A 17263-nucleotide genomic window follows, 5' to 3' on the forward strand; every position below is an offset into this window, starting at 1 on the left:
GCGGCGGGCACCCGCCGGCGCCGGCGGGGCTGCTGGGGGCGGCGCGGCGCCGGCCGGGAACGGGCTGGTGGGCGGGCCGGCGGGTGGGCCGGTGGGCGGGCCGCGGGCGGCTGCGGCTGCCGGGGGCGTAGAGTGTCCCGCCGGGGGACGGGATGACCGGTTCGGGCGCCTTCGGCTGCCTCGTTTTGACCCCGATGGGAGCACGCCGGTATCCTGCGAGTTCGTTGTGCGTATTGGCTTGACTCGCTTGGTGTGAGAAGTCGGTACGCCGGACCACCCGGACACTGACCGGCGGCAATACCGCATTTGGGCCGGTCGCCCACGTCTGGGCGTTCCTGTCAGGACCCACTCACTGAAGAAGCGAAGGCTACGACCGTGCGCACGTACAGCCCTAAGCCCGGCGATGTCCAGCGTCAGTGGCACGTTATCGACGCGACCGACGTCGTGCTCGGCCGGCTGGCCTCCCAGGCCGCGACTCTGCTCCGGGGTAAGCACAAGCCGGTGTACGCGCCGCATGTAGACACCGGTGACTTCGTCATCATCGTCAACGCCGACAAGGTGCACCTCTCCGGCAACAAGCGGACCCAGAAGATGGCCTACCGCCACTCCGGCTACCCGGGCGGTCTGCGTTCCGTCCGCTACGACGAGCTGCTGGCGAAGCACCCGGAGCGTGCCGTGGAGAAGGCCATCAAGGGCATGCTCCCGAAGAACACCCTGGGCCGTCAGATGCTGTCGAAGCTGAAGGTGTACTCGGGCCCGGACCACCCGCACGCCGCCCAGCAGCCCGTGCCGTTCGAGATCACCCAGGTCGCGCAGTAAGCCCCGGCCACCCCTGACGAAAAAGAATTACGAGGAGCATCGTGGCCGAGACCACCGCTGAGATCCCGCTCGAGGTCGATGAGACCCTCGAGCTCCAGGAGAACTACACCTCCGAGTCCCTCGCCGGCCGCTTCGGCGAGCCGGTCCCCGGCGCCGGCACCGGCCGCCGCAAGGAGGCGATCGCCCGCGTGCGCATCGTCCCGGGCACCGGCCAGTGGAAGATCAACGGGCGCACCCTCGAGGAGTACTTCCCGAACAAGGTGCACCAGCAGGCCGTCAACGAGCCGTTCAAGATCCTGGAGCTGGACGGCAAGTACGACGTCTTCGCCCGCATCGGCGGCGGCGGCATCTCCGGCCAGGCGTACGCGCTGCGCCTCGGCGTCGCCCGCGCGCTGAACGAGGCCGACGCGGACAACAACCGCGGCCCGCTCAAGAAGGCCGGCTTCCTGACGCGTGACGCCCGCGCCGTCGAGCGCAAGAAGGCGGGTCTGAAGAAGGCCCGCAAGGCGCCGCAGTACAGCAAGCGCTAAAGCGGCCTCCCCGTCCCGGACACGCTCCGCCGGGGACCCGCCGGGGCCGGTTCGGACACGGACACGGACTCACGACGCCCCGGAGGCACCCTTCCGACCCCATGGGGGTGGGAGGGCCAGTGCCTCCGGGGCGTCCCCGTATTCGGCGGCCCCCGCGGCGGCCGCGCACCGGGAAGCCCCGGGTGGCGCAGGGCGCCGCCCGCCGCGCCGGGCGCGCCGCCGACCGCCCCCGCCGCTTCCCCACCGGACGTCCCGCTCCCGCGCGACGCGGGCGCGGTCCGGGCACCACCCAGCACGACCGGCCGGAGCCGGAGGCCGGAGGGACCACACCCGCGGCCCCTTCGGCGGAGCCGCCCCAGGTGTCAGGGACCCGGGGAGGCCCCTTCATCGGCGAAAGTTGGACGAAATCCGCCAATAGCGTCCATCTCGCATCTCGGAGGAAGAACAGTGGGACGACTCTTCGGAACGGACGGGGTCCGCGGTGTGGCCAACCGCGAGCTGACCGCCGAACTCGCGCTCGGCCTGTCCGTCGCCGCGGCGCACGTGCTCGGCGACGCGGGAGCCTTCGCGGGCCACCGGCCCGTCGCCGTGGTGGGCCGCGATCCGCGCGCGTCCGGGGAGTTCCTGGAGGCCGCCGTCGTGGCCGGCCTCGCCAGCGCCGGGGTGGACGTCCTGCGCGTCGGTGTGCTGCCCACTCCCGCGGTGGCGTATCTCACCGGCGCGCTGGGCGCCGATCTCGGCGTGATGCTGTCCGCCAGCCACAACCCCATGCCGGACAACGGCATCAAGTTCCTGGCCCGCGGCGGCCACAAGCTGCCCGACGAGATCGAGAACGCGATCGAGGAGCACTGGCGCCGCCACGGCACCGGCGCCGACGAGGACGGCAGGTACCGGCCGACCGGCGCCGCCGTCGGGCGGGTGCGGGACTACCTGGAGGGCTCCGAGCAGTACGTGGCCCACCTCGTGGGCGTGCTGCCCAACCGCCTGGACGGCCTGAAGGTCGTGGTGGACGGGGCGCACGGCGCGGCGGCCCGGGTGTCCCCCGAGGCGTTCGCCCGCGCCGGGGCCGAGGTGCTCACCATCGGCGCCGAGCCCGACGGGCTGAACATCAACGACGGCTACGGCTCCACCCACCTGGACAAGCTCCGCGCGGCCGTGGTGGAGCACGGCGCCGACCTCGGCGTGGCCCACGACGGGGACGCCGACCGCTGCCTGGCCGTGGACGCGACCGGCGCCGAGGTGGACGGCGACCAGATCCTCGCCGTCCTCGCCCTCGGCCTGCGCGACGCGGGCGCGCTGCGGAACAACACCGTGGTCGCCACCGTGATGTCGAACCTGGGCTTCAAGCTGGCCCTGGAGCGGGAGGGCATCGAGCTGGTGCGCACGGCCGTCGGCGACCGCTATGTGCTGGAGGCGATGAAGGCGGGCGGCTACGCGCTCGGCGGCGAGCAGTCCGGCCACGTCATCCTGCTGGACCACGCCACGACCGGCGACGGCACCCTGACCGGCCTGATGCTGGCCGCCCGGGTCGCCGCCGCCAAGCAGCCGCTGGCCGAGCTGGCCGCGGTGATGACCAGGCTGCCCCAGGTGCTGATCAACGTCCCGAACGTGGACAGGTCCCGGGCGGGGGAGTGCGCCGAGCTCGCCGCCGCGGTCGCGGACGCCGAGCGGGAGCTGGGCGCCACCGGCCGGGTGCTGCTGCGCCCCTCGGGCACCGAGCCGCTGGTCCGGGTGATGGTCGAGGCGGCCGACGCCGACCAGGCCCAGACCGTGGCCTCCCACCTCGCCGATGTGGTGAAGCGGACGCTGGGCGTCTAGGGCGCTCCCGCGCGACGGGGGACGGCCGGCCGGGGAGCGCCCCGGCCGGCCGTCTCCACGTTCACCGCGCGACCCGCTTCGCCCTGGTGCGCGCCCAGTACGCCTTCTGCACCAGCATCGTCAGCGTGCCCGCGACGACGATGCCCAGCAGGTTGAGCCCGAGCTGCTCCGCCGAGCCCCGCGTCTGCGCCAGGTCGCCGTAGGACAGGGCCACCGCCGCGTTCGCCGCGGCGGGCACCGTCGTCACCGAGATCGCCACGCCCACCAGCGCGCCCGACTTGGCCGACGTCAGCGACAGCACGCCCGCCACCCCGGCGAGCAGCGCCACCACGAACGACATGGCGTCCGGCGCCCAGATGAACGACGTGTTCGGCCGGTCCGCCTCGAACGCGTCCTCGGTGAACAGGCCGAGCGCGTCCATCAGCAGGCTGAACCCGATCGTCAGCACCATCGCGAACGGGAACCCGGCCAGGATCGCGAGCACCGACCGCAGCGCGAGGCCCGCCCGGCGCTGCACCAGCGCCACGCAAATCCCGGCGAGCGGCCCGAACTCGGGGCCCACCACCATCGCGCCCACCACCAGGATCGCGCTGTCCAGCACGGCCCCGCACGCGGCCAGCATGGTGGCCACGGTGAGGAACGCCAGGAAGGTGTTGCTGAGCGTGGACTCCTCGTGGGTGACGTCGGTCACCGACTCCCACACCACGGCGTCCGCGCTCTCCCCGGGCGCGGCCTCCTCGGCCTTGTCGGCGTGCCGGGACAGGGACAGGCCGACCTCCTCGACGGTGATCGCGCCGTCGTCGGCCAGGCCCAGGCCGCGCAGCTCCCGCAGCAGGTCGTCGGCGGCCTCCCGGGCGACGTCGCACAGCACGACGTCGCCCCTGGGCCGCACCGCGGCGCCGGGCAGCACCGCCAGGTGGGTGGTGCCGATGGTCTTGTCCAGCGCCGCGACCACGTCGCCGGTGCGGCCCGCGGGAACTATCAGTCGAAGATGGAGCACGAGCCGAGAATAGAGACAACCCGGGCAGGGCGCCGCCGCCGGGGCGGCGGCGCAGGCCCCGCGGCTTCGGGCCCCGCGGCCGCGGGGCCCCGGTGCCTACAGCTTGCGCAGGCTCAGCCGCCGGATCTTGTGGTCGCTGTCCTTGCGCAGTACCAGGGTGGCGCGGCCGCGGGTGGGCAGGATGTTGCGCTCCAGGTTGGGCCGGTTGACCGTGCGCCAGATCCGCGCGCCGTACTCCACGGCCTCCGCCTCGGAGACCTTGGTGTAGCGGTGGAAGTACGACGACGGGTCCTGGAACGCGGTCTCCCGCAGCGCCCGGAAGCGCTCCAGGTACCAGCGCTCGATGTCGTCGGTGCGCGCGTCCACGTACACGCTGAAGTCGAAGTAGTCGGCGACGGCGACGCGCGGGCGGCCGTCCCCGCCGGGCAGCGCCGGCTGGAGGACGTTCAGGCCCTCGACGACCAGGATGTCGGGGCGGCGCACCGTCTGCACCGCGCCGGGCACGATGTCGTACGTCAGGTGCGAGTAGACCGGCGCGGTCACCTCGTCCCTGCCCGCCTTGACGTCCGCGACGAACCGGGTGAGGGCGCGGCGGTCGTAGGACTCGGGGAAGCCCTTGCGGGACATCAGCCCGCGCTCCTCCAGCACGGCCTTCGGCAGCAGGAAGCCGTCGGTGGTGACCAGCTCCACCCGCGGGTGCTCGGGCCACCTCGCCAGCAGCGCGGTGAGGATGCGGGCGGTGGTGGACTTGCCGACGGCGACGCTGCCCGCGATGCCGATGACGAACGGCGTGCCGGACTGGGCGCGGCGCGGCGCGGTGTCGCCGAGGAAGGTGTTCAGGGCGCCGCGCAGGCCGTGGGTGGCGGCGACGTACAGGTTGAGCAGGCGGGACAGCGGCAGGTAGACCTCCGCCACCTCCTCCAGGTCCACCACGTCACCGAGCCCGCGCAACCGCTCGACCTCCTCGGCGGTCAGCGGCAGCGGGGTCTTCTCCCGCAGGGCGCTCCACTGGGCGCGGGAGAGGTCCACATAAGGGCTGGGTGTGGTCACCGGACCATTGTGGGCACGGGTGTGCGAGCCCGCCGTCCGGGGGTCAGGCGGCGGGGGCCGGACGCTCCAGCGCCCGCAGGCACACCGAGGAGACGCCGTCGGAGGCGTGGCCGGCGTTGCTGTAGTACTCGCCGTCGGCGCACTCGTCGCCCTCGGCGAGCAGCTCCCTGGTCACCCGGTACTCCGCCTCGTCCGACGCGCAGTCCACGACCCGCAGGTCCTGCTTCGCCCAGGTGCCGGTGGCGTTGCGGACGCAGTCGCCGACGGACAGCGCGACGGGCCGGGCGGGCGGCCCGGCCGGGTCCTCGTCGCCGCCGGACGTGATCCCGACGACCAGCAGCCCCAGCACCGCGGCCACCGCCAGGGCCGCGGTGACCAGGAACAGCAGGGCGGGTCCGCGCGCCGGCAGCGGCTTGCCGGGGTCGAGCGGCGGGCGCCATCCGCCGGTCGGCGGCGGCAGCGCGCCGAAGCGGGCCCGCGGGGCGAGGTTGAGCAGCACGGTGACCGGTGTGATCAGGCAGGACAGCGGGCCCCACCAGCCCGCCAGCAGCGTCCTCGCGGTCATGTCCCGGTAGGTGGCGATGCCGCAGGTCCGGCAGAACGCGCCCTCCGCGCGCAGGAACCGCATGAGGACGATCAGCCCCTGGTGCCCGCGCACCGTGTCGTGGATCGCGGGCGCCCCGCCGCACACCAGGCACCTGAGCGGCTGCTGCGGCGGCTGCGTCTGCGGCTGGTGGGGCGGCGGTGTCTGCTGCGGCGGGGGAGTCTGGTGCGGCGGGGGAGCCGGATGGGGGTAGCCCCACGCGGGCGGCGGCTGCGGTCCGGGCGGCTGCGGCGGCAGCGGGTGCGTGTACGGCGACGGCTGGACGGGCGGGGGCCCGTACCGCGGGGAGTACGGCCCCGGAGCCGGCGGCGGGGTGGCCACGGATTCCCCCTCGGCTGCGACACGACACGACAGACGGGCCCCTCACCCTAGCGAGCAGCGCCCCCGCCCCGGTCCCAAGGGCGCGTGCCCCACCGCGCGGCGGTTCGTCCGCCTCCCCGGCGGGGCGGGGCCTGCCGGCGGCGCGCCCCCGGCCCGTGCCACCGCGCCACCCACCCCCGCGGCGCCCCGTGTCGGCGCCCTGTCATCCCCTGTCGGCGGTCTGTCGGCCGTCTGCCCGCCCCGCCCCGCAGGGTGAGGGCGAGCCCCCGTCCGAGCGGGGGCCGGACGGATGTGAGGACGGGGTCGATGACCTACGCGATCCAGGCCGAGGGCCTGGTCAAGCGGTTCCGGGAGACCCGGGCGCTCTCCGGTGTGGACCTGGTGGCCCGCACCGGGACGGTGCTCGGCGTGCTGGGGCCCAACGGGGCGGGCAAGACCACCACGGTGCGGATCCTCGCCACCTTGCTGCGCCCGGACGGCGGGCGGGCCGAGGTGGCCGGGCACGACGTGGTGCGCGAGGCCGGCGCGGTGCGGGCCGCGATCGGGCTGACCGGGCAGTACGCCTCGGTGGACGAGATGCTCACCGGGTTCGAGAACCTGCTGATGATCGGCCGGCTGCTGGGGCTGCCGCGCCCCGCGGCGAGGGCGCGGGCGGCCGAGCTGCTGGAGCGGTTCCGGCTCGAGGCCGCGGGCGGCCGGGCCGCCAAGACGCACTCCGGCGGCATGCGCAGGCGCCTGGACCTGGCCGCCGGCCTCGTCGGCCGCCCGCGGGTGCTGTTCCTGGACGAGCCCACCACGGGCCTGGACCCGGCCAGCCGCGGCGAGCTGTGGCAGATCGTGCGGGAGCTGGTCGGCGACGGGGTGACGGTGCTGCTGACCACGCAGTACCTGGAGGAGGCGGACCAGCTCGCCGACGACATCGCGGTGATCGACAAGGGGCGGGTGATCGCGGACGGCACCCCGGACGAGCTCAAGACCCGCGTCGGTGGCCGGGTGCTCCGGGTGCGCCCGCTGCGCGCCGAGGACCTGGCGCGCACCCACGCGCTGGTCGCGGTCACGGCGGGCCCCGCGGCCACCGTCGAGGGCGGCGCGGTGACCGCCCCGGTGCAGGACCCGGCGCTGATGCCCGCGGTGGTGCGGCGCCTGGAGGACGCGGGGATCGCGGTGGGCGAGCTGGCCCTGCGCCGCTCCAGCCTGGACGAGGTGTTCCTGGCGCTGACCGGCCACCGGGCCGCGGACGGCGCCGAGCGGGGCGACGGGCAGGGCGGCGCTCCGTCCGCCGGCGCGCCGGAGATGGTGGGTGAGCACGCGTGACCACGACCACCACGACGACCGCGCCGGCCGCGACGCCCCCCGGGGCCCTCGCCGGCGGGCGGATCGGCCCGCGGACCGCGCTCCGGCAGACCGCCACCATGGCCTGGCGGAACCTGGTGCAGATCAAGCACAACCCGATGGAGCTGCTCGACCTGAGCGTGCAGCCCGTCATGTTCGTCCTGCTGTTCACCTACGTGTTCGGCGGTCAGCTCGACGGCTCGCCCGACCGCTACCTCCAGTACGCGCTGCCCGGCATCATCGTGCAGAACGCGCTGTTCGCGACGTTGTCCACGGCCGTCGGCCTGAACACGGACGTGACCAAGGGCGTGTTCGACCGGCTGCGCAGCCTGCCCGTCGCCCGCTCCGCGCCGCTGCTCGGCCGGGTCGTCGCCGACCTGGCCAAGCAGGTGTGGGCGGTGGCCCTGATGCTGGGCCTGGGCGTGGCGCTGGGCTTCCGCCCGCAGGAGGGCGCGGCCGGGGTGCTCGCGGGCACCGGCCTGCTGCTGCTGTTCGCGCTCGCGATGTCCTGGATGTCGGTGCTCATCGGGATGGTGGCGAGCGAGCCGGAGAAGGTGCAGATGTTCGCGTTCGTGCTGGTGATGCCGCTCACGTTCACCTCCAGCGCGTTCGTGCGCACCGAGACGATGCCGGGCTGGCTGCGGGCCTGGGCGGACGTCAACCCGGTCAGCCGGCTCTCGGACGCCTTCCGCGGCCTGCTCTCCGGCGGCGAGGTCGCAGGTCCGCTGCTGTGGTCGCTGGCGTGGGCGGCCGTGCTCGCGGCGGTGTTCTTCCCGCTGGCCACCCGCGCCTACCGGGCCCGGGTCTGACCGGGCGAAGGCGCCCCGTACGCGCCGCGGCGGACCACCGGCCGCACGGCCGGTGGTCCGCCGCGGGCGAATCGCCACTTAAGCTACCCCGCATGTGCGGAATCGTTGGATACGTGGGCGCCCAGTCCGCCCTCGACGTGGTGATCGCCGGTCTCAAGCGCCTGGAGTACCGGGGCTACGACTCGGCGGGGGTGGCGGTGCTCGCCGACGGCGGCCTCGCCGCCCGCAAGAAGGCGGGCAAGCTCGGGAACCTGGAGAAGCTCCTGGGCGAGCAGCCGCTGCCGGTCGGGCGCACCGGCATAGGGCACACGCGCTGGGCCACGCACGGCGCGCCCAACGACGCCAACGCCCACCCGCACCTGGACAACGCGGGCCGGGTCGCCGTCGTCCACAACGGCATCATCGAGAACTTCGCGGGCCTGCGCGCCGAGCTGGCCGAGCGCGGACACACGCTCGCCTCGGAGACCGACACCGAGGTCGTCGCCCACCTGCTGGCCGAGGAGTTCTCCGCCTGCGCCGACCTGGCCGAGTCGATGCGCCGGGTCTGCCGCCGCCTGGAGGGCGCGTTCACCCTGGTGGCCGCGCACGCCGACCAGCCGGACGTGGTCGTGGGCGCCCGCCGCAACTCGCCGCTGGTGGTGGGCGTCGGCGACGGCGAGAACTTCCTGGCGTCCGACGTGGCCGCCTTCATCGCGCACACCCGCGACGCCATCGAGCTGGGCCAGGACCAGGTGGTGGAGCTGCGCCGCGAGGGCGTCACCGTCACCACGTTCGACGGCGCCCCCGCCGAGATCCGCGAGTACCACGTGGACTGGGACGCCTCGGCCGCCGAGAAGGGCGGCTACGACTACTTCATGCTCAAGGAGATCGCCGAGCAGCCCAAGGCGGTCGCCGACACCCTGCTGGGCCGGATCGACGCCACCGGGCGGCTCACCCTCGACGAGGTGCGCATCCCCGACTCGGTGCTCCGCGAGATCGACAAGATCGTGATCGTGGCGTGCGGCACCGCGTTCCACGCCGGGATGATCGCCAAGTACGCGATCGAGCACTGGACGCGGGTGCCCTGCGAGGTCGAGCTGGCCAGCGAGTTCCGCTACCGCGACCCGATCCTCGACCCGCGCAGCCTGGTCGTGGCGATCTCCCAGTCCGGCGAGACCATGGACACCCTGATGGCGCTGCGGCACGCCCGCGAGCAGGGCTCGAAGGTCCTCGCCATCTGCAACACCAACGGCTCCACGATCCCGCGCGAGTCCGACGCGGTGCTCTACACCCACGCCGGGCCCGAGGTCGCGGTCGCCTCCACCAAGGCGTTCCTCACCCAGTTGGTGGCCTGCTACCTGGTGGCGCTGTACCTGGGGCAGGTGCGCGGCACCAAGTGGGGCGACGAGATCGACGCGGTGATCCGCGAGCTGTCCGACATCGCCAGCCAGGTCGAGCAGGTCCTCCAGACCATGGAGCCGGTCCGCGAGCTGGCCCGCTCCCTGAAGGACAAGAACACCGTGCTGTTCCTCGGCCGCCACGTGGGCTACCCGGTGGCCCTGGAGGGCGCGCTCAAGCTCAAGGAGCTGGCGTACATGCACGCCGAGGGCTTCGCGGCGGGCGAGCTCAAGCACGGCCCGATCGCGCTGATCGAGGACGACGTGCCGGTGGTGGTCGTGGTGCCGTCGCCGCGCGGCCGCTCGGTGCTGCACGACAAGATCGTCTCCAACATCCAGGAGATCAGGGCGCGCGGTGCCCGCACCATCGTGATCGCCGAGGAGGGCGACGAGGCCGTGGTGCCCTACGCCGACCACCTGATCTCCATCCCGGCGACGCCGACGCTGCTCCAGCCGCTGGTGGCCACGGTCCCGCTCCAGGTCTTCGCCTGCGAGCTGGCCACGGCCCGCGGCAACGAGGTGGACCAGCCCCGCAACCTGGCGAAGTCGGTCACGGTCGAGTAGGCGCGGGCCGGGGGTGGGCGCCTGCGGCGGCCAGGGGCCCCGCCCCTTGGACCCCCGCCGTGGGCTCCGCCCCCGGGCCCCTGCCGGGACGCATCACCCCCCACCCCCCACGGGAGCGCTCCAGTGATCATCGGTGTCGGGATCGACGTCGCGTCGATCGACCGCTTCCGGCAGGCCCTGGACCGCACCCCCTCCCTCGCCCGGCGCCTGTTCACCGAGGCGGAGCTGCACCGTCCCGGCGGGGAGCGCCGCGGTGCCGCCTCCCTCGCCGCCAGGTTCGCCGCCAAGGAGGCCTTGGCCAAGGCCCTGGGTGCCCCCGGCGGCCTGGCGTGGACCGACGCCGCGGTGGTCAGCGAGGACTCCGGCCGGCCCCGCCTCGAGGTCACCGGCACCGTCGCGGCGGCCGCCGCCGCACTCGGCGTGACACGCTGGCACGTGTCGCTCAGTCACGACGCGGGAATCGCCTCGGCTGTGGTGATCGCGGAGGGCTGACGGGGGCCCGCCGCCGACGCGTGAGGGAGAGGTCGGTCGCATGAGGAGCGCGCACGCCGTCGAGGACGTCAGGGCCGCCGAGGGCGAGCTGATGCGGAAACTGCCCGAGGGCACGCTGATGCAGCGGGCGGCGGCCGGGCTCGCCGCCACCTGCGCCGGGCTGCTCGGGCACGTGTACGGCACCCGGGTGGTGCTGCTGGTGGGCGCCGGGGACAACGGCGGTGACGCGCTGTACGCGGGCGCGCGGCTGGCCCGGCGCGGGGCCGGGGTGACGGCGGTGCTGCTGTCCCCGGACCGGACCCACGCCGGCGGCCTGCGGGCGCTGCTCGCCGCGGGCGGGCGCGCGAGCGGGGACACGGCCGCGGCCGAGCGGCTGATCGGCCGCTGCGACCTGGTGGTGGACGGGATCGTGGGCCTGGGCGGCCGGGGCGGCCTGCGCGCGGCCGCCGTCCCGCTGGCCGCCGCTGCCGCCGCCGCGGACGCCCCGACCGTCGCCGTGGACCTGCCCAGCGGCGTCGACCCGGACACCGGCGAGGTCGCGGGCGCGGCCGTGCGCGCCGACGTCACCGTCACCTTCGGCACGTACAAGCCGGGCCTGCTCATCGACCCGGGCGCGACCCACGCGGGCGCGGTGCGGCTGGTGCCCATCGGCATCGAGCCGGGCCCTCCCGCGGTCGAGGCGCTCCAGCACGCGGACGTGGCCGCGCTGCTGCCGGTGCCGGGCGCGGAGACCGACAAGTACCGGCGCGGCGTGGTGGGCGTCGCGGCGGGGTCGGCCCGGTACCCGGGGGCGGCCGTCCTCGCGGTGGCGGGGGCGCTCGCGGGAGCGGCGGGCGCCGTCCGGTACGCGGGGCACGCCGCGGACGAGGTGGTGCGGCGCTTCCCCGAGGCGCTGGTCAGCGACTCCCCGGCGGCGGCGGGCCGGGTGCAGGCGTGGGTGGCCGGGCCGGGGATCGGCGACGGGCCGCAGGCGCGGCGGGCGCTCGCGGACGTGCTGCGCTCCGAGGTGCCGGTGCTGGTGGACGCGGACGGGCTGGGGCTGCTCGCCTCCTCGGACGAGCTGCGGGCCCTCGCGGCGGAGCGCTCCGCCCCCGTGCTGATCACCCCGCACGCGGGCGAGGCCGCCCGGCTGCTGGGCACCGACCGGCGGGCCGTGGAGTCCGCCCGCCTGGACTCCGTCCGCCGCCTGGCCCGCGAGCTGGGGGTGACCGCGCTGCTGAAGGGCTCCACCACCCTGGTCGGCGACCGCGACGGCGCGGTGCGGGTCAACCCCACCGGGACCGGCTGGCTGGCCACCGCGGGCAGCGGCGACGTCCTGGCGGGCCTGGCGGGCTCCCTGCTCGCCGCGGGCTCGTCCCCCCTGGACGCCGCGTCGGCGGCGGCGTACCTGCACGGCCTGGCCGCCCGGCTCGCGGCGGACGGCACCGCCCCCGGCCACCGCGCCGTCGGCGCCCCGGTCACCGCCATGGACGTGGCCGCGCACCTCCCCGCGGCCTGGCGCGGCACCGCCGCCACCCCGCGCGCCTGACCCCCGCGCCGGGACGGCCCCGCACCCCGCCCGGCCGGCGCCGGGACCCGCGGGGAGAGCGACCTGAGAGACTGGGTGCGATATGGACACTGAGATGCGTGCCCGCGCCACGGTCGACCTGGCGGCAGTGCGGGCCAACGTCGAGGCGCTGCGCGCCCGCGCGGGCGGCGCCGCGGTCATGGCCGTGGTCAAGGCGGACGGGTACGGCCACGGCGCCGTGCCGGTCGCCCGCGCCGCCCGGCAGGCGGGCGCGGCCTGGCTGGCCACCGCCACCCCCGACGAGGCCCTGGCGCTGCGCGCCGCCGGGATCGGCGGGCCGGTCCTGTGCTGGCTGTGGACGCCGGGCGGGCCGTGGGCCGAGGCGGTGGGCGCCGGGATCGACGTCTCCGTCGGCGCCCGCTGGTCGCTGGACGAGGCCGTGGCCGCGGCCCGCGCGACCGGGGTGACCGCGCGGGTGCAGCTCAAGGCGGACACCGGTCTCGGCCGGGGCGGCTGCCAGCCCGCCGACTGGCCGGATCTGGTCGCCGCGGCCCGCGCCGCGGAGGCGGAGGGCGCGGTGCGGGTGACCGGTCTTTGGTCGCACTTCGCGTGCGCGGACGAGCCGGGCCACCCGTCGATCGCCGCGCAGTTGGCCGTGTTCCGCGAGGCGCTGTCCGCCGCCGAGGCCGCCGGGATCGACCCCGAGGTGCGGCACATCGCCAACTCCCCGGCGACGCTGACCCTGCCCGAGTCCCGCTTCGACCTGGTCCGGCCCGGCCTGGCCGTCTACGGCCTGTCCCCGGTGCCGCAGGTCGGCGGCCCCGCCGACTTCGGGCTCCGCCCCGCGATGACGTTCAGCGCGCGCCTGGCGGGCGTCAAGCGCGTCCCGGCCGGGCACGGCGTCTCCTACGGCCACGCCTACACCACCCCGGGCGGGACCACGCTGGCCCTGGTGCCCGCGGGGTACGCCGACGGGGTGCCGCGGCACGCCTCCGGCGGCGGCCCCGTGCTGGTCGCGGGCAAGCTGCGCACCATCGCCGGGCGGGTGGCCATGGACCAGTTCGTGGTGGACCTGGGCGGGGACCCGGCGGCGCCGGGCGACGAGGCCGTGCTGTTCGGGCCCGGCGACGACGGCGAGCCCACGGCCGAGGACTGGGCGCGGGCCTGCGGCACCATCGTGTACGAGATCGTCACCCGGGTCGGCGCCCGGGTGCCGCGCGTCCACGTGGGGGAGCTGCCCGTGAGCGGCGATGGGTGAGGACACGGCCGCCGTCGCCGCGGCCGCGGGCGAGGCCCTCGCCGAGGCGGCGCGGGGCCGCTGGGCCAAGGCGGGCAAGCAGGCAGGGCTGCTCGGCGTCGCGGTCGGCGTGCTCGCGGCGGGCGCCGCGGCCGGGGTGGCGGCGGAGCGGCTGACCGTCGGCCGCGCGATACGCCGCAGGGCCCGGCTCGCCCTGGACGCGGCCGGGCCCTACGGCTCGCTGCGCGGCACGCCCGGCACCGCCGTCGCCGAGGACGGCACCGAGCTGTACTACGAGACCGACCCCGTCGCCCCGGAACCGGCGCCGGAACCGGCCCCCGACCAGGATCGCGGCGAGGACGCGGCCGAGGCTTCCGACCCGGCCGCGCGGCCCGCCCGCCGCGCCCCCTCCGGCGCCGCGCCCGGCCTGACCGTCGTCTTCTGCCACGGCTACGCCCTGAACCAGGACGCCTTCCACTTCCAGCGCGCGGCGCTGCGCGGCCTGGTCCGCGCCGTGTACTGGGACCAGCGCAGCCACGGCCGCTCCGCGCGCGGCGCCGCCCAGCTCGACGGGGAGCCGGTCACCATCGACCGGCTCGGCCGGGACCTGAAGGCGGTGCTCGACGCCGCCGTGCCGGAGGGTCCGGTGGTGCTGGTGGGGCACTCGATGGGCGGGATGACGGTGATGGCGTTCGCCGACCAGTACCCGCGGACGGTGCGCGAGCGGGTGGCCGGGGTGGCGTTCGTCGGCACCACCGCGGGCGACATCGGCGCGGTCACCTTCGGCCTGCCCGCGTTCGGGGCGAAGGCGGTGCACCGGGTGGCGCCGGGGCTGCTGCGGGCGCTCGGCCGCCAGGCCGACCTGGCGGAGCGGGGCCGCCGCGCCGCCGCCGACCTGCTGGCCTCCCTGGTCAAGCGGTACTCCTTCGGCGGCGACGAGGTGGACCCGGCCGTGGTGCGCTTCGCCGAGCGCATGATCGAGTCCACCCCGATCGACGTCGTCGCCGAGTTCTACCCGGCGTTCGCCGCCCACGAGAAGAGCGAGGCCCTGGCCCACCTCGACGGTCTGCCCGCCCTGGTGGTCGCCGGGGACAAGGACCTGATCACGCCGTGCGACCACAGCGCCGCCATCGCCTCCCGGCTGCCCGGCGCGGAGCTGGTCGTGCTGCCGGACGCCGCGCACCTCGCCGTGCTGGAGTACCCCGAGACGGTGAACGCGCTGCTGGCCGCGCTGCTGGTGCGGGCCGCCGCGGAGGCGGGCGTGCCGCTGCCCGACGAGGTGCGCACGCTCGCTCGGGGGGCGGAGGGCATCCAGGCCGCGCCCACCGGGTAGCCCGCGCGCCCCTTCCGCGCGGGGGACGGCCGCCCGGAACCGCGTAGCATCCGCTGGCATGGAGCGACCACTGCCTGGACCACTGCCCGAGCAGGCCGTAAGGGACGCCGCGCCGCGGGTGTCGGCGCGGGTCACGGTGCCGTCCGCGGACCGGATGCGCGAGCTCGGCCGGGCCCTGGCGGGCGTGCTCCGCGCCGGCGACCTGGTGCTGCTGACCGGGGAGCTCGGCGCGGGCAAGACCACGCTCGCCCGGGGGCTCGGCGAGGGACTCGGGGTGCGCGGCGCCGTCACCTCGCCGACGTTCGTCATCGCCCGCGTCCACCCCTCAGAGACCGGCGGGCCGCCGCTGGTGCACGTGGACGCCTACCGGCTCGGCGGGGGCCTGGAGGAGATGGAGGACCTGGACCTGGACGTGTCGCTGCCGGAGTCGGTGGTGGTCGTCGAGTGGGGCGAGGGCAAGGTCGAGGAGCTGTCCGAGGACCGCCTCCAGGTCGTCATCGAGCGCGCCGTCGGCGGCGAGGGGCCCGCCGAGGGCGAGGACGACGTGCGCCGGGTCACCGTGACCGGTGTGGGCGCGCGCTGGGCGGGCACGGACATCCGGGGACTGCTGGCCCGCTGACGCGGCGGCCCGTCGCCCGTCCGGGTGAGGGGGCGCGCGGCGGGGCCGGCGGGCGGGGCCTCCCGGCCGTCTTTCCCGACAGCGTGTCGGCACGATATTGCGCCGGGCGCCCCGCACGTGGTCACATGGACGTGGTTAGGGATGCCTAACCGGACCCTGTCAGGAGGCGAGATGCCCGCCCAGAGCACCCCGGACGCGTCCCGCGCCCAGCCGGCGCACCCGCGGACGGGACCGGAGCCGGCCGTGTCGATGCGCGCCCTGCTCGCCGCGGCCGCCGCGGCCAGCGCGGTCTCCACCCCGCCGCCCGCCCCCGCCGACGAGCCCGCTGCCGAGCCCGCCGGCGAGTCCGAGCCCGTCGGCCGGGCCCCGCGGACCGAGTCGCGCGACGCCGCGTGAGACACCGCCCGCCCGGGAGCGTCCCGGGCGCGCGCGGGTGAGCGCGGCCCGCCCGCCCCCGCTACCCGACCACCACCACACTCCTCCCGATCGCCGCGAACTCCCACATCGCCCGGCCGTCCTCCCGGGTCTGCCGGATCCCGCCCGTCTCCACCGGAGGCGGCGCCGTGGAGCCGTTCAGCGCCGCGCTGAACCCGATCACCGTCGCGCCCAGGCTCGCGAACCGCACCACGTGCTCCACCGGCACCCCGTCCGAGCCGGTGCCGCGCGCCGAGCGGGACACCACCTCGTAGGTCCCCGGCACGGGGTCCACCCCGCACGGCACCACCGGGTGGGTCCGCAGCACCCTCCCGCCCTCCCCCACCAGCCACACCCGCCGCTCCCCGGGCGCGTACACCACCCGCTTGCCCGTCCCCGAGTCCTCGGGGACCGGCGGCCCGGCCCGTCCCCCCGCCATGGCGTCCGCCTCCGCGCCGAGCGCAGCCGAGCCCACCCCGGCCTCCCGCCCGCCGGCCGCCTGGTACGCCAGGACGGCCACCACGGCCAGCACCGCCCCGGTGAGCGCGGCGACGAACCCCGCGCAACGAGCCCCGGTCACGGCAGCTCCTCTCCCTCGTTCGAGGGAACCCGCCGACGGGCCGCCCACCGGCCGCTGCCGGCGCGCCGCCCACCGGCCGTTCCCGATGGCCTCGCCGATGGACGCCCAGCGGCCCGAAAAGGCAATTTCGGGGCTTTCGTCCGTTCCTTATCGTGCCAGTCCCCCTCCCTCCGGCCCGTTAGGGTTGTGGGCGTGCTGCTCCTCGCTTTCGACACCGCCACCCCCGCCGTCACCGCGGCCGTGCACGACGGGGAACGGGTGCTCGGTGAATCGACCGCCGTGGACGCGCGCCGCCACGGCGAGCTGCTGCTGCCCGCGGTGACCCGCGCCCTGCGGGCGGCCGGGGCCCGGCTCGACCAGGTCACGGACATCGCCGTGGGCGTGGGCCCCGGCCCCTACACCGGCCTGCGCGTGGGCCTGGTCACCGCCGCCGCCCTGGGCGACGCCCTCGGCACGGCCGTCCACGGCGTGTGCACCCTGGACGGCATCGCGCACGCCGCGGCGCCGGGCGAGCCGTTCGCCGTCGCGACCGACGCCCGCAGGAAAGAGGTCTACTGGGCGCGCTACGACGCCGACGGCACCCGCCTGGAGGGGCCCTGGGTCGACCGCCCCGCCGACCTCGCCGAGCGACTGGCCGGACTGCCCGTCCTCGGCGCGGGCGCCGCGCTGTACCCGGAGGCGTTCCCGCGCGCCGCGGGCCCGGAGCACGTCTCCGCGGCCGCGCTCGCCGACCTCGCCGCCGCCCGGATCCGCGCGGGCGCGGACCTGCTCCCGCCCCGGCCGCTGTACCTGCGCCGCCCCGACGCCCGGGTCCCGGCGGGCTACAAGGCGGTCCTGCCGACGTGACCGCCGTCCTTC

Annotated in this window: 17 protein-coding genes; 13 read left to right on the forward strand and 4 right to left on the reverse strand. The window is 76.2% G+C overall.

The window, feature by feature from the left end:
• Window positions 1–375: 375 nt before the first annotated feature.
• The 3 genes from rplM to glmM all read left to right on the forward strand — a co-directional run bounded on the left by rplM (window position 376) and on the right by glmM (window position 3167).
• Window positions 376–819, forward strand: coding sequence for a 50S ribosomal protein L13 (gene rplM, locus ACYVO2_RS33555; protein WP_461011875.1), 444 nt, complete (start codon window positions 376–378; stop codon window positions 817–819).
• 41 nt (window positions 820–860) lie between these two features.
• Complete coding sequence (gene rpsI, locus ACYVO2_RS33560; RefSeq protein ID WP_461011876.1) at window positions 861–1349, forward strand: 30S ribosomal protein S9; 489 nt, start codon at window positions 861–863, stop codon at window positions 1347–1349.
• 447 nt (window positions 1350–1796) lie between these two features.
• Window positions 1797–3167 carry a phosphoglucosamine mutase gene (gene glmM, locus ACYVO2_RS33565; RefSeq protein WP_461011877.1) on the forward strand — a complete coding sequence of 457 codons (1371 nt, stop codon included), beginning with the start codon at window positions 1797–1799 and terminating at the stop codon, window positions 3165–3167.
• A gap of 61 nt (window positions 3168–3228) precedes the next feature.
• On the opposite strand, the gene ACYVO2_RS33570 is transcribed toward glmM, so the two are convergent.
• From ACYVO2_RS33570 to ACYVO2_RS33580, 3 genes are all read right to left on the reverse strand, one after another.
• Window positions 3229–4167 carry a DUF389 domain-containing protein gene (locus ACYVO2_RS33570; protein WP_461011878.1) on the reverse strand — a complete coding sequence of 313 codons (939 nt, stop codon included), beginning with the start codon at window positions 4165–4167 and terminating at the stop codon, window positions 3229–3231.
• A 96-nt stretch (window positions 4168–4263) separates the two neighbouring features.
• Window positions 4264–5217, reverse strand: coding sequence for a type I pantothenate kinase (gene coaA, locus ACYVO2_RS33575; RefSeq protein ID WP_461011879.1), 954 nt, complete (start codon window positions 5215–5217; stop codon window positions 4264–4266).
• 43 nt (window positions 5218–5260) lie between these two features.
• Entirely contained in the window at window positions 5261–6142 is an 882-nt protein-coding gene (locus ACYVO2_RS33580) for an LppU/SCO3897 family protein (RefSeq protein ID WP_461011880.1), read from the reverse strand.
• A 306-nt stretch (window positions 6143–6448) separates the two neighbouring features.
• Here ACYVO2_RS33580 and ACYVO2_RS33585 point away from each other — a divergent pair, with 306 nt between their 5' ends.
• The 9 genes from ACYVO2_RS33585 (at window position 6449) to ACYVO2_RS33625 (ending at window position 15807) form a co-directional block, all read left to right on the forward strand.
• On the forward strand, window positions 6449–7456 hold the full coding sequence (locus tag ACYVO2_RS33585) for an ATP-binding cassette domain-containing protein (protein ID WP_461011881.1): 1008 nt from the start codon (window positions 6449–6451) through the stop codon (window positions 7454–7456).
• The gene (locus ACYVO2_RS33590; RefSeq protein WP_461011882.1) at window positions 7453–8283 is read left to right on the forward strand and encodes an ABC transporter permease; all 831 of its coding nucleotides are present in this window, start codon (window positions 7453–7455) and stop codon (window positions 8281–8283) included. The genes ACYVO2_RS33585 and ACYVO2_RS33590 overlap by 4 nt, the downstream gene beginning before the upstream one ends.
• A 92-nt stretch (window positions 8284–8375) precedes the next feature.
• The gene (gene glmS, locus ACYVO2_RS33595; protein ID WP_461011883.1) at window positions 8376–10223 is read left to right on the forward strand and encodes a glutamine--fructose-6-phosphate transaminase (isomerizing); all 1848 of its coding nucleotides are present in this window, start codon (window positions 8376–8378) and stop codon (window positions 10221–10223) included.
• Window positions 10224–10346: 123 nt separating this feature from the next.
• Window positions 10347–10715 (forward strand): holo-ACP synthase, encoded by a 369-nt coding sequence (locus ACYVO2_RS33600; protein ID WP_461011884.1) that lies wholly within the window; start codon window positions 10347–10349, stop codon window positions 10713–10715.
• Window positions 10716–10755: 40 nt separating this feature from the next.
• Window positions 10756–12243, forward strand: coding sequence for an NAD(P)H-hydrate dehydratase (locus tag ACYVO2_RS33605; RefSeq protein ID WP_461011885.1), 1488 nt, complete (start codon window positions 10756–10758; stop codon window positions 12241–12243).
• A gap of 94 nt (window positions 12244–12337) precedes the next feature.
• Window positions 12338–13480, forward strand: coding sequence for an alanine racemase (gene alr / locus ACYVO2_RS33610; protein WP_461011907.1), 1143 nt, complete (start codon window positions 12338–12340; stop codon window positions 13478–13480).
• Window positions 13473–14792 carry an alpha/beta fold hydrolase gene (locus ACYVO2_RS33615; protein ID WP_461011886.1) on the forward strand — a complete coding sequence of 440 codons (1320 nt, stop codon included), beginning with the start codon at window positions 13473–13475 and terminating at the stop codon, window positions 14790–14792. The genes alr and ACYVO2_RS33615 overlap by 8 nt, the downstream gene beginning before the upstream one ends.
• A 58-nt stretch (window positions 14793–14850) precedes the next feature.
• On the forward strand, window positions 14851–15411 hold the full coding sequence (tsaE, locus tag ACYVO2_RS33620; protein WP_461011887.1) for a tRNA (adenosine(37)-N6)-threonylcarbamoyltransferase complex ATPase subunit type 1 TsaE: 561 nt from the start codon (window positions 14851–14853) through the stop codon (window positions 15409–15411).
• Between the two features lie 171 nt (window positions 15412–15582).
• Window positions 15583–15807 carry a hypothetical protein gene (locus ACYVO2_RS33625; RefSeq protein WP_461011888.1) on the forward strand — a complete coding sequence of 75 codons (225 nt, stop codon included), beginning with the start codon at window positions 15583–15585 and terminating at the stop codon, window positions 15805–15807.
• 61 nt (window positions 15808–15868) lie between these two features.
• On the opposite strand, the gene ACYVO2_RS33630 is transcribed toward ACYVO2_RS33625, so the two are convergent.
• Window positions 15869–16405 carry a hypothetical protein gene (locus ACYVO2_RS33630; protein WP_461011889.1) on the reverse strand — a complete coding sequence of 179 codons (537 nt, stop codon included), beginning with the start codon at window positions 16403–16405 and terminating at the stop codon, window positions 15869–15871.
• 192 nt (window positions 16406–16597) lie between these two features.
• Between ACYVO2_RS33630 and tsaB the strand changes: the two genes are divergently transcribed.
• On the forward strand, window positions 16598–17251 hold the full coding sequence (gene tsaB / locus ACYVO2_RS33635; RefSeq protein WP_461011890.1) for a tRNA (adenosine(37)-N6)-threonylcarbamoyltransferase complex dimerization subunit type 1 TsaB: 654 nt from the start codon (window positions 16598–16600) through the stop codon (window positions 17249–17251).
• The last annotated feature ends 12 nt before the right edge of the window (window positions 17252–17263 follow it).

The organism is Streptomyces capparidis, from assembly GCF_054782095.1.

Bases quoted from the DNA above. Each gene is read 5' to 3' on its own strand.
- ACYVO2_RS33585 (WP_461011881.1), top strand. From the start codon at position 6,449: ATGACCTACGCGATCCAGGCCGAGGGCCTGGTCAAGCGGTTCCGGGAG.
- glmS (WP_461011883.1), top strand. From the start codon at position 8,376: ATGTGCGGAATCGTTGGATACGTGGGCGCCCAGTCCGCCCTCGACGTG.
- ACYVO2_RS33605 (WP_461011885.1), top strand. From the start codon at position 10,756: ATGAGGAGCGCGCACGCCGTCGAGGACGTCAGGGCCGCCGAGGGCGAG.
- alr (WP_461011907.1), top strand. From the start codon at position 12,338: ATGCGTGCCCGCGCCACGGTCGACCTGGCGGCAGTGCGGGCCAACGTC.
- ACYVO2_RS33615 (WP_461011886.1), top strand. From the start codon at position 13,473: ATGGGTGAGGACACGGCCGCCGTCGCCGCGGCCGCGGGCGAGGCCCTC.
- tsaE (WP_461011887.1), top strand. From the start codon at position 14,851: ATGGAGCGACCACTGCCTGGACCACTGCCCGAGCAGGCCGTAAGGGAC.
- ACYVO2_RS33625 (WP_461011888.1), top strand. From the start codon at position 15,583: ATGCCCGCCCAGAGCACCCCGGACGCGTCCCGCGCCCAGCCGGCGCAC.